General features: G+C 72.4%; 21 protein-coding genes and 1 tRNA gene. 8 read left to right on the top strand and 14 right to left on the bottom strand.

The annotated features are described in order from the left end of the window. Positions 1-705, bottom strand: coding sequence for a pentapeptide repeat-containing protein (locus ACF1BE_RS27425; protein WP_392201682.1), 705 nt, complete (start codon positions 703-705; stop codon positions 1-3). 151 nt (positions 706-856) lie between these two features. On the opposite strand from ACF1BE_RS27425, the gene ACF1BE_RS27420 reads away from it, so the two are divergent. Both ACF1BE_RS27420 and ACF1BE_RS27415 read left to right on the top strand, forming a co-directional pair. Then, positions 857-2,017 carry an FAD-dependent oxidoreductase gene (locus ACF1BE_RS27420; RefSeq protein ID WP_392201681.1) on the top strand — a complete coding sequence of 387 codons (1,161 nt, stop codon included), beginning with the start codon at positions 857-859 and terminating at the stop codon, positions 2,015-2,017. Positions 2,018-2,103: 86 nt separating this feature from the next. Further along, the gene (locus tag ACF1BE_RS27415; protein WP_392201680.1) at positions 2,104-3,621 is read left to right on the top strand and encodes an MFS transporter; all 1,518 of its coding nucleotides are present in this window, start codon (positions 2,104-2,106) and stop codon (positions 3,619-3,621) included. Between the two features lie 22 nt (positions 3,622-3,643). Here the strand turns inward: ACF1BE_RS27415 and ACF1BE_RS27410 are convergent, their stop codons facing one another. From ACF1BE_RS27410 to ACF1BE_RS27395, 4 genes are all read right to left on the bottom strand, one after another. Beyond that, positions 3,644-4,126, bottom strand: coding sequence for a GNAT family N-acetyltransferase (locus ACF1BE_RS27410; RefSeq protein ID WP_392201679.1), 483 nt, complete (start codon positions 4,124-4,126; stop codon positions 3,644-3,646). Between the two features lie 32 nt (positions 4,127-4,158). Next, entirely contained in the window at positions 4,159-5,565 is a 1,407-nt protein-coding gene (locus ACF1BE_RS27405) for an NAD(P)/FAD-dependent oxidoreductase (RefSeq protein WP_392201678.1), read from the bottom strand. A gap of 10 nt (positions 5,566-5,575) precedes the next feature. Beyond that, entirely contained in the window at positions 5,576-6,229 is a 654-nt protein-coding gene (locus tag ACF1BE_RS27400) for a rhomboid-like protein (RefSeq protein ID WP_392201677.1), read from the bottom strand. 512 nt (positions 6,230-6,741) lie between these two features. After that, positions 6,742-6,819, bottom strand: a tRNA-Thr gene (locus ACF1BE_RS27395). A 219-nt stretch (positions 6,820-7,038) separates the two neighbouring features. Here ACF1BE_RS27395 and msiK point away from each other — a divergent pair. The 3 genes from msiK (at position 7,039) to ACF1BE_RS27380 (ending at position 9,646) form a co-directional block, all read left to right on the top strand. After that, complete coding sequence (msiK, locus tag ACF1BE_RS27390; protein WP_392201676.1) at positions 7,039-8,175, top strand: diacetylchitobiose ABC transporter ATP-binding protein MsiK; 1,137 nt, start codon at positions 7,039-7,041, stop codon at positions 8,173-8,175. A gap of 194 nt (positions 8,176-8,369) precedes the next feature. After that, on the top strand, positions 8,370-8,834 hold the full coding sequence (locus tag ACF1BE_RS27385) for a hypothetical protein (protein WP_392201675.1): 465 nt from the start codon (positions 8,370-8,372) through the stop codon (positions 8,832-8,834). Positions 8,835-8,914: 80 nt separating this feature from the next. Next, positions 8,915-9,646, top strand: coding sequence for an NDP-sugar synthase (locus ACF1BE_RS27380; protein ID WP_392201674.1), 732 nt, complete (start codon positions 8,915-8,917; stop codon positions 9,644-9,646). A 134-nt stretch (positions 9,647-9,780) separates the two neighbouring features. Here ACF1BE_RS27380 and ACF1BE_RS27375 read toward each other — a convergent pair whose 3' ends face one another. The 7 genes from ACF1BE_RS27375 to ACF1BE_RS27345 form a co-directional block, all read right to left on the bottom strand. Next, the gene (locus ACF1BE_RS27375) at positions 9,781-11,460 is read right to left on the bottom strand and encodes a DoxX family membrane protein (protein ID WP_392201673.1); all 1,680 of its coding nucleotides are present in this window, start codon (positions 11,458-11,460) and stop codon (positions 9,781-9,783) included. Positions 11,461-11,617: 157 nt separating this feature from the next. Next, positions 11,618-12,559 carry a 23S rRNA (guanosine(2251)-2'-O)-methyltransferase RlmB gene (rlmB, locus tag ACF1BE_RS27370; protein ID WP_392201672.1) on the bottom strand — a complete coding sequence of 314 codons (942 nt, stop codon included), beginning with the start codon at positions 12,557-12,559 and terminating at the stop codon, positions 11,618-11,620. 94 nt (positions 12,560-12,653) lie between these two features. After that, entirely contained in the window at positions 12,654-14,057 is a 1,404-nt protein-coding gene (gene cysS, locus ACF1BE_RS27365) for a cysteine--tRNA ligase (RefSeq protein WP_392201671.1), read from the bottom strand. Between the two features lie 58 nt (positions 14,058-14,115). After that, the gene (locus ACF1BE_RS27360; protein WP_392201670.1) at positions 14,116-14,520 is read right to left on the bottom strand and encodes a PPOX class F420-dependent oxidoreductase; all 405 of its coding nucleotides are present in this window, start codon (positions 14,518-14,520) and stop codon (positions 14,116-14,118) included. A 55-nt stretch (positions 14,521-14,575) separates the two neighbouring features. After that, entirely contained in the window at positions 14,576-15,088 is a 513-nt protein-coding gene (gene ispF / locus ACF1BE_RS27355; protein WP_392201669.1) for a 2-C-methyl-D-erythritol 2,4-cyclodiphosphate synthase, read from the bottom strand. Further along, on the bottom strand, positions 15,078-15,830 hold the full coding sequence (gene ispD, locus ACF1BE_RS27350; protein WP_392201668.1) for a 2-C-methyl-D-erythritol 4-phosphate cytidylyltransferase: 753 nt from the start codon (positions 15,828-15,830) through the stop codon (positions 15,078-15,080). The genes ispF and ispD overlap by 11 nt, the downstream gene beginning before the upstream one ends. A 345-nt stretch (positions 15,831-16,175) precedes the next feature. Then, the gene (locus ACF1BE_RS27345; protein ID WP_003953493.1) at positions 16,176-16,658 is read right to left on the bottom strand and encodes a CarD family transcriptional regulator; all 483 of its coding nucleotides are present in this window, start codon (positions 16,656-16,658) and stop codon (positions 16,176-16,178) included. A 660-nt stretch (positions 16,659-17,318) separates the two neighbouring features. Here ACF1BE_RS27345 and ACF1BE_RS27340 point away from each other — a divergent pair. Next, positions 17,319-18,005, top strand: coding sequence for a DUF461 domain-containing protein (locus tag ACF1BE_RS27340; protein WP_392201667.1), 687 nt, complete (start codon positions 17,319-17,321; stop codon positions 18,003-18,005). Positions 18,006-18,089: 84 nt separating this feature from the next. On the opposite strand, the gene ACF1BE_RS27335 is transcribed toward ACF1BE_RS27340, so the two are convergent. Next, positions 18,090-18,770 carry a response regulator transcription factor gene (locus ACF1BE_RS27335; RefSeq protein ID WP_010358452.1) on the bottom strand — a complete coding sequence of 227 codons (681 nt, stop codon included), beginning with the start codon at positions 18,768-18,770 and terminating at the stop codon, positions 18,090-18,092. Beyond that, positions 18,767-20,014 carry a sensor histidine kinase gene (locus tag ACF1BE_RS27330; RefSeq protein ID WP_392201666.1) on the bottom strand — a complete coding sequence of 416 codons (1,248 nt, stop codon included), beginning with the start codon at positions 20,012-20,014 and terminating at the stop codon, positions 18,767-18,769. Before ACF1BE_RS27330 ends, ACF1BE_RS27335 begins: the two co-directional genes overlap by 4 nt. Before the next feature lie 233 nt (positions 20,015-20,247). Here ACF1BE_RS27330 and phoU point away from each other — a divergent pair, with 233 nt between their 5' ends. Together phoU and ACF1BE_RS27320 are read left to right on the top strand one after the other, a co-directional pair. Continuing rightward, entirely contained in the window at positions 20,248-20,937 is a 690-nt protein-coding gene (gene phoU, locus ACF1BE_RS27325) for a phosphate signaling complex protein PhoU (RefSeq protein WP_392201665.1), read from the top strand. Positions 20,938-21,233: 296 nt separating this feature from the next. Further along, entirely contained in the window at positions 21,234-21,389 is a 156-nt protein-coding gene (locus ACF1BE_RS27320) for a hypothetical protein (RefSeq protein WP_392201664.1), read from the top strand. The last annotated feature ends 87 nt before the right edge of the window (positions 21,390-21,476 follow it).

Here is a 21,476-nt window from a genome sequence, read left to right as displayed (position 1 = left end):
TCAGCCCTCCACCCGGATTCCCAGCCCCGCCGCCAGCGCCGGAGCCAGGTCCAGGAGCTGACCGGTGCTGATGACCGCCCCGGAGAGGCGGTCCAGGCCGCGGGTCACGTCCAGGGGGGCGGCGCCGCGCAGGTCCACGTCCGTCAGGGTCGCGCCACCGAAGTCGGCGCCCTTCAGCGCGCAGTCGGTGAACTCCACCCGCTCCAGCCGCGCACCGGCGAAGTCCGGCTCGACCAGGACACAGGACTCGAAGACGACGTCCTTGAGGCGGGCCTCGCGGAGGTTCAGGTATTCGATCTTGCCGCCGCGGATCACCACCCGCTCCAGGACCGCGCCGTGCATCTGGGTGCCGCCCAGGCGCGCGCCGGCCACTTCCACGTCGCGGAACGTGGCCTCGGCGAACTGCGTGCCGACACCCCGCAGCCCGGTCAGCACCGAGTCCAGCACGCGGGCCCGGCCCAGCGCCGTGCCGTCCACCACGCAGCCCGTCAGCGCGCAGTCCATGAACCGGGCGCCCATGCCGTCCTGCCCGGCCAGGTCCAGCTCCCGGAACTCCAGCCCGTCGTAGTCCCCGTCCGGCTCCAACTCCGGCCCGGCCCAGGGCTCCAGGTCCGGCAGCCGCACCTCCGGCCGCCGCGCGCCCCGCACCGCTGCCCCAACTCCTGCCCGCTTCGCCGGCCCGCCACCCGCCGCTCGTCCCACCATGCCCCCATGCTGCACCCCGCCACCGACAGCCACCCCGGACCGGGGAGCCACCGGCCGGCGAGCGGCAGCGGGGGCGATGCGCCGATGTCACGTTCCCGCGGGCCGGACCGTCGTACGGACGGAGCAGGTGAACCGACCCGGGGAGACACCCATGCACCGCATCACCGTCATCGGCGGCGGCTTCGCCGGACTCACCGCCGCGATCACCGCGGCCGAGGCAGGCGCCAAGGTCACCGTGTACGAGGCCCACGACACGCTGGGCGGCCGGGCCCGCACCGCGGCGGGACCGTACCGGACGGGCGAGGGACCGCACGCCTTCTACGCCGGCGGCCCGCACTGGGCCTGGCTGCGCCAGCGGGAGCTGACCGGCCCCCTCGCCGTGCTGCCGCCCCTGGAGGCCACCCGGCTGCGGCTGCGCCACCACGGCGTCCTGCGCCGCACCCCGCCCTTCGCGCTCCTGAAGCTGCTGCGGCCCCGGCTCGGCCCGGCCCCCGTCGACACCGACTTCCTCGGCTGGGCGACCGGGATCGCCGGCGAGGAGGGGGCCCGGGCCGCCGCCCACTACGCGGCGGTGGCCCTGTTCCACCACGACCCGGGCAGCCTGTCCGCCGCGTTCGTGCAGGAGCGCCTGCGCCGGGCCACCAGGCTGCCGCCGGAGGCGCACTACCCGCGCGGCGGCTGGGGCGCGGTCGTCGACCGGATGGCGGCGAGGGCCTGGAACATGGGTGTGCGGATCGAGACCGGGGCCCGGCTGGACGACCTGCCGGACGGCTCCCCCGTCGTCGTCGCCACCTCCCTGCCCGCCGCCCGGCGCCTGCTGCGCGACCCCACGCTGACGTGGCCCAGCGGCCGTACCGTCCTGCTCGACCTCGCCCTGCGCACCCGGCGCGGGGACCCCTTCGCCGTGTGCGACCTGGACGCGCCCGGCTGGCTGGAGCGGTTCACGGCGCAGGACCCGGCCCTCGCACCGGCCGGGGAACAGCTGCTCCAGGGCCAGTTCCCGGTCGGACCCGACGGGACCCGGGCCGACGGGCTCGCCCGTGCCGGACACCTGCTGGACCTGGCGTTCCGAGGCTGGCGGGAACGGGTGACCTGGCGCCGCGAGGCCGTGGCGGACGGCCGTACGGGAGCCGTGGACCCGCCGGGCAGCACCTGGCGGGACCGGCCCGCCGTGGACCGCGGCGACGGGATCTACCTCGCGGGTGACCAGGTGGCCGCCCCTGGCGTGCTGTCGGAGGTGTCCTTCAACAGCGCGGTGACCGCGGTGTCCCTGATCCTCGGCCGGTCCGCCCGCGACCTCGAGGAGGCCTGAGCAGGCCCGGGCGGGCCGTCACGGACGGGAGACGCCCGCGCCCCCACCCGGATGCGGCACACCCCGATCCGTGGTGTTCTGGCGAGATGAGTGTCGGCCGAACGGGTGAGCCCCCGGCGGCGCCGGTCCCCCCGGCGGACGGAGCCGATCCGCACCGCTGGTGGGGACTCGTCGTCATCGCCCTCGCGCAGCTCATGGTCGTTCTCGACGCGACGATCGTGAACATCGCGCTGCCCTCCGCCCAGCACGCCCTGCACATGTCCGACGGCAACCGGCAGTGGGTGATCACCGCCTACACCCTCGCCTTCGGCGGACTGCTCCTGCTCGGCGGCCGGATCGCCGACCTCGTCGGCCGCAAACGCGCCTTCGTCGTCGGACTCGCCGGTTTCGCCGCCGCCTCCGCGCTCGGCGGCGCGGCCACCAGCTCCGGCACGCTGTTCGGTGCCCGCGCGCTCCAGGGCGCCTTCGCCGCCCTCCTGGCCCCCTCCGCGCTGTCCCTGCTGACCACGACGTTCACCGACCCGCGCGAGCGCGGCAAGGCCTTCGGCATCTACGGTGCCCTCGCCGGCAGCGGCTCGGCGATCGGGTTCATCGTCGGCGGCCTGCTCACCGAGTACCTGAACTGGCGCTGGTGCCTCTACGTCAACGTGCCCATCGCGATCGCCGCCGTCCTGGGCGCCCTCGCCCTGCTCCACGACCGCCCCGGCCACGCCGGCGTCCGCCTCGACGTACCCGGCGCCCTCCTCGGCTGCGGCGGACTGGTGGCGGTGGTCTACGGCTTCAGCGAGGCCGAACCGCGCGGCTGGACCGACCCGCTGGTCCTCGCCCTGTTCGCGGCTGGCATCCTCCTGCTCGCCGCGTTCGTCCGGTGGCAGGCCCGGGCGCCCAGCCCGCTCCTGCCGCTGCACATCGTCCGGGACCGCGACCGCGCGGGCTGCTTCCTCACCATGATGCTCGCGGTGATCGGCATGTTCGGGCTGTTCCTGTTCATGACCTACTACCTGCAGGACATCCTCGGCTACTCGCCCGTCCGGGCGGGGCTGGCCTTCCTGCCGCTGACCGCCGCCGTCATCACCGGATCCACCCAGATCTCCGCGCGCCTGCTGCACCGCGTGGCACCACGCCTGCTCATGGTGCCGGGCATGCTGCTCGCCGCCGCCGGCCTGCTGCTCCTGACCCGGATGACCGTCCACTCCACCTACACCGGCGAGATCCTCCCCGCCCTGCTGCTGCTGGGCCTCGGCATGGGCCTGACCTTCATGCCGGTCTTCGCCACCGCCACCGCCGGTGTCGCACCCCGCGACGCCGGAGTGACCTCCGCGACCGTCAACACCTCACAGCAGGTCGGCGGCTCCATCGGTACGGCGCTGCTCAACACGGTGGCGACCACCAGCAGCGCCGGTTACCTCGCCGCGCATCTGCGCCGCCCGGCCGACAGGGCCGCCGTCGTCCCGGCGGGCGTGGTGCACGGCTACACCGTCGCCATCGGGTGGGCGGCCGGCGTGATGCTCCTGGCGGGCCTGGTGGCGGGCCTCATGGTGACGGCCAGGGCGCCCGGGCAGGGGGCACCGGCCGACACGCCGGTCCCGGAGCCGGTGCCCTGACCGACCTGGCCGGCAGCGAGGTTCAGCGGTCCGACCCGGCGAGTCCCGCGAGCGCCCCGTCCGTGAGCCGGTACACCGTCCACTCGTCCTGCGGGCGGGCGCCGATCGCCTCGTAGAAGCCGATCGCGGGCCGGTTCCAGTTCAGCACCGCCCACTCCAGCCGCTCGTAACCGCGCTCCACGCAGATGCGGGCCAGTTCGGCCAGCAGCGCCCTGCCGTGCCCGCCGCCGCGCGCGGAGGGACGGACGTACAGGTCCTCCAGGTAGATGCCGTGCGCCCCGCGCCACGTGGAGAAGTTCAGGAACCACAGCGCGAAGCCGACCGGCTCGCCGCTCGCGTCGTCCACGGCCAGGTGCGCGAAGGCGGCCGGCCGCTGTCCGAACAGCGCCTCGCGCAGCTGCTCCGCACCGGCCCGCACCTCCTCCAGCGACTTCTCGTACTCGGCGAGTTCACGGACGAGGGCATGGATGACGGGGACGTCGGCGGGGGTCGCGGTGCGAATCATGGGGGGAGGTTAACCGGCCGGTCCCCCGGGTTTCAGTGCCGTCCCGCCACCCGGTCCGCCACCTTGGCCAGGCGGGAGGACTCCGTGCCGGGGTGGAGGCGTTCGCGCTGGTCGGCGGCGCGGTAGGTGGCGTACATGCCCTGGACGCCGAGCCAGCGGAAGGGTTCCGGCTCCCACCTGCGGACCTTGTGGTTCACCCAGGGCAGGTCCGTCAGTTCGGTGCGGCCGCCCTGGCCGGAGTCCTGCTGGACCAGGTCGCGCAGGGTGCGGGCGGCCAGGTTGGCGGTGGCGACACCGGAGCCGACGTAGCCGCCCGCCCAGCCGAGGCCGGTGGAGCGGTCCAGGGTGACCGTGGCGCACCAGTCGCGCGGCACGCCCAGCACCCCCGACCAGGCGTGGGCCACCCGCGTGCCCGCCAGGGACGGGAAGAAGCGGGTGAGGATCTCCCGCAGGGCCTCGACGGTGGCCTCCTGGGTGCGGCCGTCGTTGTCGGTGCGCGAGCCGAAGCGGTACGGCACCCCGCGCCCGCCGAGCGCGATGCGACCGTCGGCGGTGCGCTGGGCGTACATGTAGGCGTGGGCCATGTCGCCGAGGGTCTCCCGGCCGTCCCAGCCGATCGCCGCCCACTGCTCCTCCGTCAGCGGCTCGGTGGCGATCATGGACGAGTTCATCGGCAGCCAGGTCCGCCGCTGGCCCTTGAGGGAGGCCGTGAAGCCCTCGGTGCAGCGCAGGACGTAGGGGGCGCGGACGGTGCCGTACGGGGTCACGGCGTGCTTGGGACGGATCTCCGTCACCGGCGTCGACTCGTGGATGGTCACGCCGAGCGCCTCCACGACCGTGGCGAGCCCCTTGGCCAGCTTGACCGGGTGCAGCCGGGCCCCGTGCGGGGTCCAGGCCGAGCCGACCGCGTCCGCGACCCGGATCCGCCGGGCCGTCTCCCGGGCGCCGTACAGCTCCCGGTCCGTCTCGCCGTACGCCAGCTCGTGCTCGTGGAAGGCCCGCAGCCGCGCCAGCTGGGCGGGTGTGGTCGCCACTTCCAGCACGCCGCCCCGGTGCACGTCGGCCTCGATGCCCTCCGCGCCGGCCACCGCGATCACCTCGGCCACGGTGTGGTTCATCGCCTTCTGCAAGCGGACGGCGGCCTCACGGCCGTGCAGCTTCGCGTACCGGTCCCGGCCCGCGACGCCGTTGTAGAGCCAGCCGCCGTTGCGGCCGGAGGCGCCGTAGCCGCAGAACTTCTGCTCCAGGACGGTGATCCGCAGGAAGGGGGCCGCCTTCTTCAGGTAGTACGCCGTCCACAGGCCCGTGTATCCGCCGCCGACGATGACGACGTCCGCGGTGGCGTCCTGGGACAGCGGCTCCCGTACCGCCGGAAGACCGTCGTCCGCGTACCAGAAGGAGATCCCGCCGTTCACGACACTGCTCGCCGAGCTGCTCATGGCCGGGACGTTAACCCCTGAGCACGGCCGGTGTCTCCTTCGGATTCCATGGTTTTCCACGGCCCCTGACCAGCGGATAGCAGGCCAGCCCGATCAGTGCCGCCACGAAGTGGCCGAAGTCCGTGAACGTCGGGCCGGCCGCCAGCGGCAGCCCGAACACGGCCAGCACCGCCAGCAGGTACCCGTACCGCCAGGGCACCGCGATCCGGTACGCGAGCACCGCGATCACCCCCGCCAGCGCGTAGCTGACCCCGATGTCCAGGGTGTCGAACGCCGAGCGGGGAGCCACGCCCTCCCTGATCGCCCGCAGCAGCACCCCCTCACTGACCAGCGAGGCCAGGACGTGCGCGAGCAGGCAGACCGCCAGCCAGCGGACCGTCCCCAGCCACCGCTCGGCCGGCGCGTGGAACACCGTGTACAGGAAGGCGTACGGGATCCAGTGGCCGCCCTCGATCCACAGCGCGCTCACCACCAGTACCCGCACCGGGCTGCGCGACAGCTCGTGCAGGTTCGTCGACCGGTGCCGCAGGAAGCGCTGCTCGAACTCCGGCGGCATGTGGTGCAGGACGACCGTCGTGACGAACAGGATCCCCAGCCACACGTAGGTGCCGGGAGCACCGCGGACATACGCCCGCACCTTGCGCACACCCCGCCGAAATCGCATGCACCGATTCAGCCACGCCGACACCGCCCGGCATGTGATCGACATCCCCGGCGATCCCCGCCACGCCGTCCGGACACGGCGGCGAAGACCTGCGCCGGACCCCCGGGCCGGCCCGCCCCCGAATCACCGCGGGGCCGCCCGTGAGCCCCACTCGTGTCAGGACGCCCGGGCGTCCGCGGCGGGCTCGAGCGCCTCCCTGCACCAGGTACGGAAGTCCGTCGGTGTCGGCTCGGCGGTCGCCCAGTCCGCGTCGTGGATGCCGTGGTCCTGTGCGGCGAACGCCTCGGTCAGGTCCTTGAGCGTCCGGTCGCCGGCCCCTCGGGAGCGGAGCAGCGACGCGTGGTCGCCGAGGTCGTGCGGCGGTAGGTGACCGGATGCCCGAGTTCCTGGCTGATGACCTCGGCCATACCGTCAGGGAGCGCGAAGCGGAACCACGCTCCTGCTCGAGGGCATCCGCGTCCGCTGAACGACGGAAGGCCGGCCAGGAGGATTCCTGGCCGGCCTTTCCGTGGTGGAGCCCCCTGTCGGATTCGAACCGACGACCTACGCATTACAAGTGCGTTGCTCTGGCCGGACTGAGCTAAGGAGGCCTGCACGCGCGCGTGGCACCGCCGTGCCTGTGCAGTGTACCCAGGTCCCGGCGCGGCTCCGCGGGGAATTTCCCCGAAGTTCACAGGGGCCGGGGTACTGACAGAGCGAGTGAACGCCAGGTACCGTCTCGATCCAGTTCACTCACGTGGACTACACCAACCACCTTCCTACAACGGATCGTCCGGCACGTTCCTGCCGGTAGAAGGGGTCCATTCACCATGGCCACTGTCACGTTCGACAAGGCGACCCGGATCTACCCGGGTTCCACCAAGCCCGCCGTCGACTCGCTGGAGATCGCGATCGAGGACGGCGAGTTCCTCGTCCTGGTCGGCCCGTCGGGTTGCGGGAAGTCCACCTCCCTGCGGATGCTCGCGGGCCTGGAGGACGTCAACGGCGGCGCCATCCGCATCGGTGACCGCGACGTCACGCACCTGCCGCCCAAGGACCGGGACATCGCCATGGTGTTCCAGAACTACGCCCTGTACCCGCACATGACGGTCGCCGACAACATGGGCTTCGCGCTCAAGATCGCCGGCGTCAACAAGGCGGAGATCCGGCAGAAGGTCGAGGAGGCCGCGAAGATCCTCGACCTCAGCGAGTACCTGGACCGCAAGCCGAAGGCGCTCTCCGGTGGTCAGCGCCAGCGTGTCGCCATGGGCCGTGCGATCGTGCGTGAGCCGCAGGTCTTCCTCATGGACGAGCCGCTGTCCAACCTGGACGCCAAGCTCCGCGTCTCCACCCGTACGCAGATCGCGTCCCTCCAGCGCCGCCTCGGCATCACCACCGTGTACGTGACCCACGACCAGGTCGAGGCCATGACGATGGGTGACCGCGTGGCGGTCCTCAAGGACGGTCTGCTCCAGCAGGTCGACTCGCCGCGGAACATGTACGACAAGCCCGCGAACCTCTTCGTCGCCGGTTTCATCGGCTCCCCCGCCATGAACCTGGTCGAGGTGCCGATCACCGACGGCGGCGTGAAGTTCGGCAACAGCGTCGTCCCCGTCAACCGGGACGCGCTGAAGGCCGCCTCCGACAAGGGTGACCGCACGGTGACCGTCGGCGTCCGTCCCGAGCACTTCGACGTGGTCGAGCTGGGCGGCGGCGCAGCCACGGCCCTGACGAAGGACAGCGCGGACGCGCCGGCCGGTCTGGCCGTCTCCGTGAACGTCGTCGAGGAGCTGGGCGCCGACGGCTACGTCTACGGCACCGCCGAGGTCAGCGGCGAGGTCAAGGACCTGGTCGTCCGCGTCAACGGCCGCCAGGTGCCGGAGAAGGGCGCCACGCTGCACGTCGTGCCGCGGCCGGGCGAGATCCACGTGTTCTCCACGTCCACCGGTGAGCGGCTGACCGACTGACGGCACACCTCGTACGGCAGGGGCCCCGCGCGCACGGCGTGCGGGGCCCCTGCCGCGTGGGGGGGGCGATACCCCGGCGCGGTAATCATTCCGGGCGGTCGCGTCAACCCGTTACCCCGAAAGCGGCGTCATTCCATCCCCCATAGGAGTGACTGAATGTCGCCATGTCACTACCGGGCGCTAACCTCACACGCGTGAAGCACTCCACCACCCCACAGACGCGACGCGGCCACCGGGGCGGCCCTGCCCGCCGGATCGGCCGCACACTCGCCCTCGTCCTGCCCGTCTTCCTGGTGCTCTCCGGAACCCTCGCGGTCACCCGGGTCAACTGGACGGGGAGTCCCTCCAGTTCGGTGCTGGCCGCCTCCGACGTCTCGTCGGCCGCGGTCCCCGTCAGGAAGGCCGCCGCCCGGGCGCCGCAGGACGTGCTCCGCGACCACCTGATGACCGAACTCCAGGAGAAGAACCCCGGGGTCGTCCTCACCCACCTCCAGCAGGCCGTCAACGGACATCCGGCGCTGGCCCGGCACTGCTCCTCCATCGCCCGCGCCCTCGGCAGGGCCGCGGTGGGCATCTACGGCGCCTCGCGTGCCCAGTCGTACGCGCGCCCGGTGTGTGACACGGCCTTCGCCTCGGGCGTCCTGGCCGCGCACAGCTGAGTACCGGCGGGCACCGGCAGCCGCTCCGGGAGCGTGTTGCCGCCCGCACCCAGTGGTGGGGCGCCACGTACAGTGCCGTCATGACCCATCCGAGCGCCGCGTCGCGCCCCACTCAAGCCGTGGTCCTGGCCGGTGGCCAGGGCTCCCGGCTGCGCCCGTACACCGACGACCGGCCGAAGCCGATGGTCGAGATCCCCGGTACGGGGACGCCGATCATCGGCCATCAGCTCACCTGGCTCGCCGAGGAAGGCGTCACGGACGTGGTGGTCTCGTGCGGCCACCTCGCCGACGTCCTGGAGAAGTGGCTCGACTCGGCCGACCTCCCCGTCTCCGTCACCACCGTCGTGGAGAGCGAGCCCCTCGGCCGCGGCGGCGGCCTGAGGTACGCGGCCGCGCGCCTTCCCCACCCCGAACAGCCCTGGTACGCCACGAACGGGGACATCTGGACGCGGTTCTCCCTGCGCGACATGGCCGACTTCCACGCGGAGCGGGACGCGGTGGCCACGCTGGCGCTGGCCCGTCCGCGGATCCCCTGGGGCGCGGTGAAGACCGACGGGTTCGGGCACATCACCGACTTCATCGAGGCCCCGCCGTCGACGTTCGAGATCAACGCCGGCGTCTACGTCTTCTCCCCCGGATTCTCCGCGATGCTTCCCGAGCGCGGGGACCACGAGCGGACCACGTTCCCCCGGCTGGCCCGGGAGAAGCGGCTCGCGGGTTTCCCGATTCCGCACGGGGCCTACTGGCGGGCCATCGACACGGCCAAGGACCTCACGGAGGCCGCCAAGGAGCTGGCGGCGCTGGGGCGGTAGCCAGGGGGCCGAGTGCCGGGATGCGCCCACCTCGAACGTGCGCCGCCCCACCTCACGACCGCCTGACCGCACGACCGCACGGAGAAGGGCCCCGTACCGACCTCGGTACGGGGCCCTCCTCGTCCCGCGGTGTGTCAGCCCAGCAGGCCGCCCACCAGGCCCGGCCGGCCCGAGGTCGAGCTGCCGCCCGAACCGGTCGTGCCGCCGGTCGACGTGGTGCCGCCCGTCGAGGTGGTGCCGCCCGTGCCGCCCGTGCTGGTCGGGCCCGCCGTCGTGCTGGGGGCGCCGCCGCCCGTGGGCGGGACCCGGCGGGGCAGGACCTGGCCGGTGGTGCCCTGCGTCTGGCTGGGCGTCGTGGTGGTGGCGCCGGTGTCACGGCCGCTGGTGCCGGGGGTCGTGGCCGCGCCGGAGGGGACCGCGCCGGCCGTGGCGCCGCCCGTGGGGGTGCTGGTGGCCGCCGGGGCCTTCCTGTGCCGCTTGCCGGGCTCCTGCGGGAGCGGGGAGCCGGGGAGCTGGTTACGGGGGGCCTCGCCGGGGCCGGGGACGACCACGCGGCTGGAGTCGCGGACCGCGCCGCCCAGCAGGGAGCCGACGAGGAGGGTGAGGCCGACGCTGACGGCCGTCAGCACGGCGCCGCGGCGCAGGACGTAGCGGCGCAGATCCCAGATGTCGGCGCGGGGGCCGAGCCGGCGCCAGGCGCTGCCGGCGAGGCGGCCGTCGACGGAGTAGACGGGCGCGCCGGCGATGATCAGCGGGGACCAGGCGGCGAGGTAGATGATGTCGGGCGCGTCGTAGGCGGGGACCGTCTTCCAGCTGACCGTGACGAGCAGGGCGGCGGAGAGCAGGGCGCCGACGCCGGCGGCCACGCGCTGCCAGCAGCCGAGGACGGTCAGGACGCCGACGACGACCTGGAGGAAGGCGATGACCAGGCCGGAGCCGACGGGGTGGTGCAGGGCCAGCTGACGCAGCGGTTCGGCGACGTCCCAGGGGTGCAGGGTGTTGAGCCAGGTGACCATGGAGCCGCGCTTGCCGCCGTCGAAGTAGACCGGGTCGCACAGCTTGCCCATGCCGGCGTAGAGCGAGATGAAGCCGAGGAAGACACGCAGCGGGAGCAGGACGACGCCGAGGTTGAACCGGCGGCCGGGGTAGTAGGCGTGCCGGGCCGGGTCGTCGCCGTGGCGCTTGGCCGACCGTGCGCCGCCGCCGTCCGTGCCGGCGTCCGTGTCGGCCGGGTGGGCGTCGTACGGGTCGTAGCCGGTGTCGGGGTAGGTCTGCTCGTCGTAGGCGCCGGCGACCGTGCGCATATGAGGCAGGAGGCGGGTGCCGTCGGCCTCGGCGGCGGTGCGCTGGTGGCCGACGACGGGGGTCTGGACGGTCTGGTCCAGGGCGTCGTACGTGTCGGCGTACCCGGACCTGACGCGCGGGACGACCCGGGTGCCGCGGGCCACGGGCTCGTCGGTGTTGCGGACACTGCTGCCCCGCACGGCCTGGAGGAGCCGGTGGGCGCCGGTGTCGTCGGGGGCGGACCTGCCGCTCCACACGACGGGACGGCGGCGGCCGGTGGCGCCCGCGTGGCCCGCCGTGCCCACGACGGGCATCCGGGACGTGTCCTGGCCGGCGCTCAGGTGCCGGGCGATCCGCGGGGACTGGCTGCGTTTCGCCGACGCGCCGAGCTGCACGCGGAAGCTGGCGTGATTGACGATGACCTGCGCCGGATCGCTCGGCACCTTCACCATGCTCAGCGCGGGAGCGTCGTCGAAACCCGACGAGCGGTCCCCCGTGGGTGTGCGGGGTGTTCTGGTGTCCACACTCATCTAACCGAGTGATGTGGCGTTAGGACACTGTCCCGACGGGCCGGAAGTGTCCGGACCCCGTCAAGAACCGCCCGCCACGCCCCATGGGTGCCGGAATTACCCCACGGGGGCGAGGCGCCGGACGGGTGTTCGTTCTCCGCTCCCGTCCGGGCGGTTCTCAGCTCCGCCTGCGGGCCGCCTCGTAGAGCACGATGCCCGCGGCCACACCTGCGTTGAGCGACTCGGCGCCGCCCGGCATCGGGATGCGCACGCGGTAGTCGCACGTCTCGCCGACCAGGCGGGACAGGCCCTTGCCCTCGCTGCCGACGACGATGACGACCGGGCCGCCCAGGGCCGCCAGGTCGCCGACCTCCACCTCGCCGTCCGCCGCAAGACCGACCACCGCCACGCCGGCCTTCTTGTACGCCTCGAGCATGCGGGTCAGGTTGGTGGCGCGCGCGACCGGCGTGCGGGCGGCCGTACCGGCGGAGGACTTCCAGGCACCGGCGGTCATGCCGGCCGAGCGGCGCTCCGGGACGATCACGCCGTGGCCGCCGAAGGCGGAGGCGGAGCGGACGACCGCGCCGAGGTTGCGCGGGTCGGTGACACCGTCGAGGGCGACGACGAGCGGGTCCTCGCCGTTGCCGGCGGCGGCGTCGAGCAGGTCGTCCGGGTGCGCGTACTCGTACGGCGGGACCTGGAGGACCAGGCCCTGGTGGTTGAGGCCGTTGGTCATGCGGTCCAGCTCGGGGCGCGGGGCCTCCATCAGGTTGATGTTGCCGCGCTCGGCGGCGAGCTGGAGGGCCTCGCGGACGCGCTCGTCGTTGTCGATGAACTGCTGGACGTAGAGCGTGTTGGCGGGCACGCCCTCGCGGAGCGCCTCGAAGACCGGGTTGCGGCCGACGACCAGCTCGGAGGTGGACCTTCCGCCGCGGCCCCGGACCACGGGGCGGCGCACGGCCTGCTTCGCCTTGGCGTTGGCGACGCGGTTCTTCTTGTGGCCCTTGCGCATCTCGGCGGGCGGGGTCGGCCCCCGGCCCTCCAGGCCCTTGCGCCGCTGGCCGCCACTGCCGACCTGCGCGCCCTTCTTGCCGGACAGACGACGGTTGTTCGCGGCCATGATCTACCTGTTCTCTACGGAAGTGTGTGTACGTCTGTGCAGTGTGCCGCCCGGACGGCCGGGCGGCACAATCGATCAAGGGCCGGGCCGGCGGTCAGCGCGGAGGCAGGCTCCAGCGGGGGCCCCGGGGGCCGTCCTCGATGACGAGGCCCGACTGGTTGAGCTGGTCGCGGATCGCGTCGGCGGTGGCCCAGTCCTTGCGGGTGCGGGCGGACTCGCGCTGGTCGAGGACCAGCCGTACCAGGCTGTCGACCACGCCGTGCAGGTCCTCGCCCCGGTCGCCGCCCTCGCCCGCCCAGTGCGGGTCGAGCGGGTCCAGGCCGAGGACGCCGAGCATGGCCCGCACCTCGGCGAGCCGGGCGACGGCGGCTTCCTTGTCGTCGGCGGCCAGCGCGCTGTTGCCCTGCCGGACGGTGGTGTGCACGACGGCGAGGGCCTGCGGCACGCCCAGGTCGTCGTCCATGGCCTCGGCGAAGGCGGGCGGCACCTCGGCGGCGGGCTCGACGGCTCCCCCGGCCTTCTCCACCACGCGCTGCACGAAGCCCTCGATCCGCGCGAACGCCGACTCGGCCTCGCGCAGCGACTCCTCGCTGTACTCGATCATCGAGCGGTAGTGGGGGGTGCCCAGGTAGTACCGCAGCACGATGGGGCGCCACTGCTTGACCATCTCGCTGACCAGGACGCTGTTGCCGAGCGACTTGGACATCTTGTCGCCGGCCATGGTGACCCAGGCGTTGTGCACCCAGTACCGGGCGAACTCGTCGCCGTACGCCTTGGCCTGGGCGATCTCGTTCTCGTGGTGCGGGAAGATCAGGTCCAGGCCGCCGCCGTGGATGTCGAACGCGCTGCCCAGGTACTTGTGGGCCATCGCCGAGCACTCCAGGTGCCAGCCGGGGCGGCCGGGTCCCCACGGGGTCGGCCAGGTCGGCTCGCCCGGCTTGGCGGACTTCCACATCGCGAAGTCGCGCGGGTCCCGCTTGCCGGTCTCGCCCTCGCCGGACGGCTGGAGCAGGTTGTCCAGTTCCTGCCGGGACAGCTCCAGGTACGACGGGAGGGACCGTACGTCGAAGTAGACGTTGCCGTCGGCCTCGTAGGCGTGCCCGCGCTCGATGAGGCCCTGCATCATCTCGATCATCTCCGGCACGTGGCCGGTGGCGCGCGGTTCGTACGCCGGCGGCAGGCAGCCGAGGGCGGTGTACCCGTCGTTGAAGGCGCGCTCGTTCTCGTACCCGATCGACCACCACGGGCGGTTCTGCTCGCGGCTCTTGGCGATGATCTTGTCGTCGATGTCGGTGACGTTGCGGACGAACGTCACCTCGTAGCCGCGGTACTCGAACCAGCGGCGCATGATGTCGAAGTTCAGGCCCGATCGGATGTGGCCGATGTGGGGGGCCGCCTGCACGGTGGCGCCACAGAGGTAGATCGAGACGCAACCCGGCTTGAGCGGGGCGAAGTCACGGATCTGCCGGGCGCTGGTGTCGTACAGGCGAATAGTCACCACTCCAGGGTAGTGGGCGCCGGACAGTGCCATGCGCCCACCGCCGGGAACGCCACGCTCACGACATTCCGACGACCTTCCGCGGCCGGATCCGGACGACGACCCGCTCGGCGTCCTGGGCCGAGGCCGGGTTGAAGTCGGCGTAGTCCTTGCCGGTGTACTTGCGGCTCAGCTCGTCGATGAGCTGTTGGCCGCCCTCGGTCGTCATCTCGGCGATGCCGCGGATCTCGGCGTACTCGTAGGGCTGCTCGGGGTTCATGACGACGACGGTCACCCGGGGGTCGCGCTCCAGGTTGTGGTACTTGCGGCGGTCGGTCGTCGTGGAGAAGAGGACGTCGTCACCGTCGCGCTTCACCCATACCGGCGACATCTGCGGGCTGCCGTCGGGCTGGAGGGTGCCGACGACGATGAACACGGTGCCGTCGAGCAGGGACTTCACACGGTCGGACAGGGCAGCGGACACGGATACCTCCACACGAAGCCGTCAGCGGTGACTCTCCGGGTACCCTCGCACGCTCTCAGCTCACCCGCACCACGAGTGCCGTGGCCACCGCCATCAGTCCCTCCCCGCGGCCCGGGAAGCCGAGCCCGTCGGTGGTGGCGCCGGAGACCGAGACGGGGGCGCCGGCCGCCTCGGAGAGGATCTTCTCGGCCTCGGCCCGCCGCTTGCCGATCTTCGGGCGGGGGCCGACCACCTGGACGGCGACGTTGCCGACGGCGAAGCCCGCCTCGCGCACGATCCGGGCGGCCTCGGTGAGCAGGGTGACCCCGGACGCGCCGGACCACTCGGGCCGGCCGGTGCCGAAGTGCTGTCCCAGGTCACCGAGCCCGGCGGCGGAGAAGAGCGCGTTGCACGCGGCGTGCGCGACGACGTCCGCGTCGGAGTGCCCGGCCAGACCGGGCCCCTCGCCCTCCCACAGCAGGCCCGCGCACCATAGCTCGCGGCCCTCCTCGAAGGCGTGGATGTCGGTGCCGACGCCGACCCGGGGCAGCACCGGCAGCGGGTGGGGACCGGATGCCTCAGAAGCCATCGTTGAGCCTCCTGCGGGCCAGGACCGCCTCGGCGAGGACGAGGTCGAGGGGGCGGGTGACCTTGAAGGCCTCCTCGTGACCGGGGACGGCCACGACCGTCAGGCCCAGCTGTTCCACCATGCTCGCGTCGTCGGTGACGTTGTCGGTGACGTCCTCGTGGGCGCGGACCAGGGTGGCGCGGTCGAAGCCCTGGGGGGTCTGGACGGCGCGCAGCCGGTCCCGCCGGGGGGTGGCCACGACCGGTTCCGGGTCGCCGGCGACGGCCGCGGGCTCGACCTCCTTGACGGTGTCGGACAGCGGGAGCGCGGGGACGACGGCGGGGGCGCCGTCGCGTACGGCCTCGATGACCCCGTCGACCGTGTCGACCGGGACGAGCGGGCGGGCCGCGTCGTGGACGAGGACGACGCCGTACTCGGGCGGCAGGGCGTCCAGGCCGAGCCGGACCGACTCCTGCCGGGACTCCCCGCCGGGGACGACGAGGAAGTCGGTCCGCTCGGGCAGGGCGTGCGCGTCCAGGAGGGACTTGACCTCGGCGGTGCCGTCCGGCGGGGCCACGACGATGACGAGGGAGACATGGCGGGACGCGGCGAGGGCGCGGACCGCGTGGATGAGCATGGGCGTGCCGTTCAGCGCGCGGAGTGCCTTGGGGGCGCCCGGGCCGAGGCGGACGCCCCGGCCGGCGGCGGGAATCACGGCGGCGACAGGGCTCTGCGCGGGCGTGGGACGCGATTCGTCAGACATCGGTTCCTGTCAGGTTTGTGTGCTCGACCTACGTGGGTATGGCCTGGAGGAGTGCCGGGCGCGACGCCTTGACCGGACCCTTTCCGTGACCCTGGTCGAGCCACCAGCCCGGGCCCGGCACGACGAGTACGGGGGGCTTTTCCCGAGGTGCCCGGCAGGCGTTCCGGCGTCCCGTCCGGTTGTCGGGGATCTTCCGGGGTTCTGCCGCGGTTTCTTCCGGGATTCACCAGGGTTCTTCCGGGGACGAACATGCCGCAGCGCCCGGCGACAGGTTGAGTGTCATCGGGCACCGCGGCATTTACTGTGCTCAGCGTGCCGGAAGCGAGGGTTCGCTGCCGCTGCGCGTCAGGAGGCGAGCACCTCGTCGAGCAGGGCCTCGGCCTTGTCCTCGTTCGTGTTCTCCGCGAGGGCCAGCTCGCTCACCAGGATCTGGCGGGCCTTGGCGAGCATGCGCTTCTCACCGGCGGAGAGTCCGCGCTCGCGCTCACGACGCCACAGGTCACGCACGACTTCCGCGACCTTGATGACATCGCCGGAGGCGAGCTTCTCCAGGTTTGCCTTGTAACGACGCGACCAGTTCGTGGGCTCCTCGGCATACGGCGCGCGCAGCACCTCGAAGACCCGGTCCAGCCCGTCCTGACCGACCACATCACGCACGCCGACGAACTCCGCATTGTCCGCTGGCACACGTACCGTCAGGTCACCCTGGGCGACCTTCAGCACCAAGTAGGTCTTGTCCACGCCTTTGATCTGACGAGTTTCGATAGCCTCGATCAGCGCGGCCCCGTGATGGGGATAGACCACGGTGTCGCCAACCTTGAACGTCATGTGACAGGTACCCCTTCCGTGGCTATCCAGGGTAACACGGATACGGCGTCTTCTGAATGGCGTTTTCGCAGGTCAGGGCATATCTCGGGGCTTGACAACAGCAACCGGAACGTGCTGCGGAGCGCCTGCGGAAGCGGGTATTCGCAGGTCGGAGGGGCTCTGCGGGCGGGGCGAAACGTGTACGTCACACACCCGGGCAGGTCACCCCGATTGGCTGAACGTCCTGATATGTCCGGTTCCAAGCGTACGACTTCCGCTACTCCGTTCGGTGATCACGGTCGGATGTGAGCCGAATCCGGAATTGATCAACGACCGCCGCAGCGGTGCTCCGTGATCAATTTCCGGGGCGGTGCGGAATCCTTCACGGAAATCTCGCAAGCGGCGCCGCACGGGTGTCGCGTGTCTTGCCGCGGCCCTCTCGCCGTTTCTCGCGAGCCGCCCGCCGCCGCGTTATGTGAATGACAGACGAGCGCCCCCGCAATGCGGCGAGGGCGTCGCTCGCGGGTCCGCGGGGTACCTCCACCCGGACGGAAGGCGGCTGCCCGGGGGAGGGTCGGGTGCGGTCCTCCGGGAACGGCTCGGTAACCTGAGGCCGCTGACAGACCCTTAGGGCGGCTTTATCAGGGGAGCCGCCCGCGCGTTCAAGGAGTTGCCGCCGCCGTGAGCAGCAGCCTTCGACGCGGCGCCCTCGCCGCCTCCGCCATCGTCTTCTCGATCGCCTCGCTCGCCGCCTGCGGCGCCGGGAACAACGCCCAGACGCTGGAGATCCAGCCGGACAACGCGGCCCTCCACGTGGGTGACATCAAGATCCAGAACGCCGTGGTCATCACCCAGCCCGACCTGAAGGCGACGGGCCCCGCGGTGATCTCCGCGAACGTGTTCAACACCGGCAGGACCGACCAGACCCTCCAGTCGGTCACCGTGGAGGGCAACGGCACGTCCGCCCAGCTGAAGGCTGCCAAGGGGCAGAGCCTGACCGTCCCGGCCGGCGGCTCGCTGATCCTCGGCGGCAAGGACAACGCCTCCGCGGTGCTGCCCAGCGGCCGTGAGGCCGTACAGGACGGCAGCGCCCAGAAGATCACCTTCACCTTCAGCAAGACCGGCAAGGTGACCCTGCGCGCCTTCGTCGTCCCGGCCACCAGCTACTTCGGCCAGTGGGGCCCGTCCCAGACGCCGTCCGCCGCCGCGTCCGCCGGTGGCGCCCCCGGCGCCACGGCGTCCGGCAGCGCGACCGCCACCCCCGGTGGCAAGCCGGAGAAGGGCGACGAGGCCTCCGCGTCCGCCAGCGCCTCCGGCGCGCCCGTCACCCCCAGCGACTCGGCCTCGCAGTCGTCCGCCGGTCACTGAGCCGGCCGTACGGCGAAGGGCGGCACCCCGCGCGGGGTGCCGCCCTTCGCCGTTCCCATGTGCCGCGCCCTACGGCTCGGCGGCCTACGGCTCGAACTTGTAGCCCAACCCCCGCACCGTCACCAGGTAGCGCGGCGCGCCCGGGTCCGGCTCGATCTTGGCGCGCAGCCGCTTGACGTGGACGTCGAGGGTCTTGGTGTCGCCCACGTAGTCGGCGCCCCAGACCCGGTCGATGAGCTGCATGCGGGTCAGGACCCGGCCCGCGTTGCGCAGGAGCATCTCCAGCAGGTCGAACTCCTTCAGCGGGAGGTCGACCTTGGATCCGCTGACGGTCACCACGTGCCGGTCCACGTCCATGCGGACCGGACCCGCCTCCAGCGCGGCCGGGGTGACCTCCTCCGGCTCGCCGCGGCGGCGCAGCACCGCGCGGATACGGGCCACCAGCTCACGCGAGGAGAAGGGCTTGGTGACGTAGTCGTCGGCCCCTATCTCCAGACCGACGACCTTGTCGATCTCGCTGTCCTTCGCGGTCACCATGATCACGGGGACGTTGGAACGGCCGCGCAGCTGGCGGCAGACCTCGGTGCCGGGCAGCCCCGGCAGCATCAGGTCGAGGAGGACCAGGTCGGCGCCGTTGCGCTCGAACTCGTCCAGTCCGTCGGGACCGGTCGCCGCCACGGCGACCTCGAAGCCCTCCTTGCGCAGCATGTAGGACAGAGCGTCGGAGAAGGACTCCTCGTCCTCGACGACGAGCACTCGGGTCACGGAAGGACCTCCGGGGCGGGAAGCGGTGCGTACGGGGATGGGTCGGGGCCGGCCTCGTCGTCGAGGTCGGGGTGCTGCTGTGCGCGGTCGCGGGCCGCGCCCGCCTCCGGCAGCCTGATGGTGAAGGTGGAGCCCTGGCCTTCGGCGCTCCAGACCGTGACCTCCCCGTCGTGCGAGGCGACCACGTGCTTGACGATGGCGAGACCCAGACCGGTGCCGCCGGTGGCCCGCGAGCGGGCCGGGTCGACGCGGTAGAAGCGCTCGAAGATACGCTCCCTGTCCTTGTCGGAGATGCCGATGCCCTGGTCGGTGACGGCGATCTCGATCATGTCACCGCCGGGCGCGGTGATCTGCCGGGCGGCGATGCCGACGCGGGTGCGGGCCGGGGAGTAGTTGACGGCGTTCTCCACCAGGTTGCCCAGGGCGGCGGCCAGCTGGCCGCGGTTGCCCCAGACGCGCAGGTCGTCGGCGCCTCCGGCGGCCATGGTGATCTGCTTCGTACCGGCCTGGTGCCGGCAGCGGTCGATGGCCTCGGCGACCAGCTCGTCCACCCGGACCGGCTCGGCGTCCTCGAGAGGGTCGTCGTTCTGCACCCTCGACAGGTCGATCAGCTCCTGCACCAGGTTGGTCAGCCGGGTCGCCTCGATCTGCATCCGGCCGGCGAAGCGCTGTACGGCCTCGGGGTCGTCGGAGGCGTCCATCACGGCCTCGGAGAGCAGGGACAGCGCTCCGACGGGCGTCTTCAGCTCATGGCTCACGTTCGCCACGAAGTCACGTCGTACCGCCTCGATCCTGCGGGCCTCCGTCAGGTCCTCGACCAGCAGCAGGACCAGGCGCGAGCCGAGCGGCGCCACCCGCGCGGAGACCGCGAGGGCCTCGCCGCGTCCGGTGCCGCGCCGGGGCAGGTCCAGCTCGACCTGCCGTATCTCGCCGTCCCGCCGGGTGTCCCGCGCCATCTGGAGCATCGGCTCCACGGCGAGCTTGCCGCCGCGCACCAGCCCGAGGGCGTACGCGGCGGAGCTGGCCTTGACCACGGCGTCCCCCTCGTCGAGGACGACGGCGGAGGAGCGCAGCACCGACAGCACGGTGTCCACGCCGGGCGGCAGTACGGCATCGGTGTGCAGAGAGGTCCTGGTCGGCCGCTTCTGGTCGCGCTCGCTCCAGCGGAACGCCAGCATGGCGATGACACCGGTGAGCACTCCGGCGATCGCTGCCGCTGCGGCGACCGCCGCGTTCACGTCCATGCCTTTAGGTTAGGCACGCCGTCCGGCATGACCACAGCCACCGAGGTGCGACCTCGAACACTCGTCGCCCAGAGTTCACCTGGGGGCCGGTAGTGGTTCATTCGGGGTGGCGGAAACGGACGCGTACGGGACGGAACGTGGGAGCGTGGGGTTCGCACCGCCGGTTTCGCCACGGGCGCGTGGTGTCACATCCCCCGTAGACCCCCCAAGCACACGTACGAGAGGGAACCCTGATGCGGGACGCGTACCACGAGGAACTGGACTCGATCGGCGACGGACTGGTGGAGATGGCCCGGCTGGTCGGGTCGGCGATCGGGCGCGCCACGACCGCCATCCTCGATGCCGACCTCAAGCTGGCCGAGAGCGTGATCGAGGGCGACCAGAAGATCGACGAACTCCAGCACGATCTGGAGGCCCGGGCCATAGCCCTGCTGGCCCGGCAGCAGCCGGTCGCCACGGACCTGCGCATCGTCGTCACGTCGCTGCGCATGTCCGCCGACCTGGAGCGCTCCGGCGACCTCGCCCAGCACGTGGCGAAGCTGGCCCGGCTGCGCTTCCCGCAGCGGGCCGTCCCGCAGGACCTGCATGCCACGATCCTGGAGATGGGCCAGCTCGCGCAGCGGCTGATGGCCAAGGCCGCCGAGGTGATCATCACGAAGGACGTCGACCTCGCGCTCCAGCTGGAGCAGGACGACGACGAGATGGACCTGCTGCACCGCACGCTGTTCCAGCACCTGATCGACGAGCGCTGGAAGCACGGCATCGAGACGGCCGTGGACGTCACCCTGCTGGGCCGCTACTACGAGCGCTACGCCGACCACGCCGTCGCCGTGGCCAAGCGGGTCGTCTACCTCGTCACCGGCGAACACGCGGACAACCTCCAGGCGGACATCCAGCCGGTCACGGGGGTGGACGGGGCGTAACCCTGCCCGGGGGGGAGCGGGGGGGTTCAGCTCGGGGGGGTATGGCGGGCTGGTCGGGGCCGGCCGGGGCTGGTCGTTCCGCGTCGCGGGTTGCTGGGGGGCCTGGCGGTAGCCGGGGGCCCGGCGGCTGCCGGTGGGCGGCGGCCTGGTGTCTGCCGGTGGTCCCGGCAGTCGGGCAAGGGGCTTGTCGGTTGTCCGGGCGGGCGCGGGGGCGCCTCCGTGCGCCGTTGATGCGCCCGGCGGAACGGGCATGAAATGGGCGAGGGCATCTCTGCCCCAGCGTCTAGGAGGGACCCATGGCCGAATCCCCCGGCACCACCCCCGACCCCACGCAGGAGCGCGAGACCGACCAGCCCGCCGAGATCAAGAGCCTTCCGTTGTTCGGCGCGTGCGGCTGCGGCTCGGGATGCGGCTGCGGATGCCAGTCGGGCAACCCCTGCCAGTGCGGCTGAACGACCCCGGGCCGGTGTGAACTCCCTTCACACCGGCCTTCGTCGTACCCGACCCGTGCCGAACCGCACCGGAACCATCCCGACCCC

It is taken from the genome of Streptomyces sp. NPDC014991 (genome assembly GCF_043080665.1).
Lineage (GTDB): Bacteria > Actinomycetota > Actinomycetes > Streptomycetales > Streptomycetaceae > Streptomyces.
The sequence above is the reverse complement of the archived record's forward strand: the minus strand, read 5'-3'. Positions and strand labels throughout refer to the sequence as shown.

Coding starts and splice junctions, on each gene's coding strand:
- ispF (WP_392201669.1), bottom strand. CDS start 15,088: ATGGCTTCTGAGGCATCCGGTCCCCACCCGCTGCCGGTGCTGCCCCGG.
- ACF1BE_RS27420 (WP_392201681.1), top strand. CDS start 857: ATGCACCGCATCACCGTCATCGGCGGCGGCTTCGCCGGACTCACCGCC.
- ACF1BE_RS27380 (WP_392201674.1), top strand. CDS start 8,915: ATGACCCATCCGAGCGCCGCGTCGCGCCCCACTCAAGCCGTGGTCCTG.
- msiK (WP_392201676.1), top strand. CDS start 7,039: ATGGCCACTGTCACGTTCGACAAGGCGACCCGGATCTACCCGGGTTCC.
- phoU (WP_392201665.1), top strand. CDS start 20,248: ATGCGGGACGCGTACCACGAGGAACTGGACTCGATCGGCGACGGACTG.
- ACF1BE_RS27415 (WP_392201680.1), top strand. CDS start 2,104: ATGAGTGTCGGCCGAACGGGTGAGCCCCCGGCGGCGCCGGTCCCCCCG.
- ACF1BE_RS27410 (WP_392201679.1), bottom strand. CDS start 4,126: ATGATTCGCACCGCGACCCCCGCCGACGTCCCCGTCATCCATGCCCTC.
- ispD (WP_392201668.1), bottom strand. CDS start 15,830: ATGTCTGACGAATCGCGTCCCACGCCCGCGCAGAGCCCTGTCGCCGCC.
- ACF1BE_RS27330 (WP_392201666.1), bottom strand. CDS start 20,014: ATGGACGTGAACGCGGCGGTCGCCGCAGCGGCAGCGATCGCCGGAGTG.
- ACF1BE_RS27425 (WP_392201682.1), bottom strand. CDS start 705: ATGGTGGGACGAGCGGCGGGTGGCGGGCCGGCGAAGCGGGCAGGAGTT.
- ACF1BE_RS27345 (WP_003953493.1), bottom strand. CDS start 16,658: ATGACGTTCAAGGTTGGCGACACCGTGGTCTATCCCCATCACGGGGCC.
- ACF1BE_RS27320 (WP_392201664.1), top strand. CDS start 21,234: ATGGCCGAATCCCCCGGCACCACCCCCGACCCCACGCAGGAGCGCGAG.
- ACF1BE_RS27400 (WP_392201677.1), bottom strand. CDS start 6,229: ATGCGATTTCGGCGGGGTGTGCGCAAGGTGCGGGCGTATGTCCGCGGT.
- ACF1BE_RS27375 (WP_392201673.1), bottom strand. CDS start 11,460: ATGAGTGTGGACACCAGAACACCCCGCACACCCACGGGGGACCGCTCG.
- ACF1BE_RS27405 (WP_392201678.1), bottom strand. CDS start 5,565: ATGAGCAGCTCGGCGAGCAGTGTCGTGAACGGCGGGATCTCCTTCTGG.
- rlmB (WP_392201672.1), bottom strand. CDS start 12,559: ATGGCCGCGAACAACCGTCGTCTGTCCGGCAAGAAGGGCGCGCAGGTC.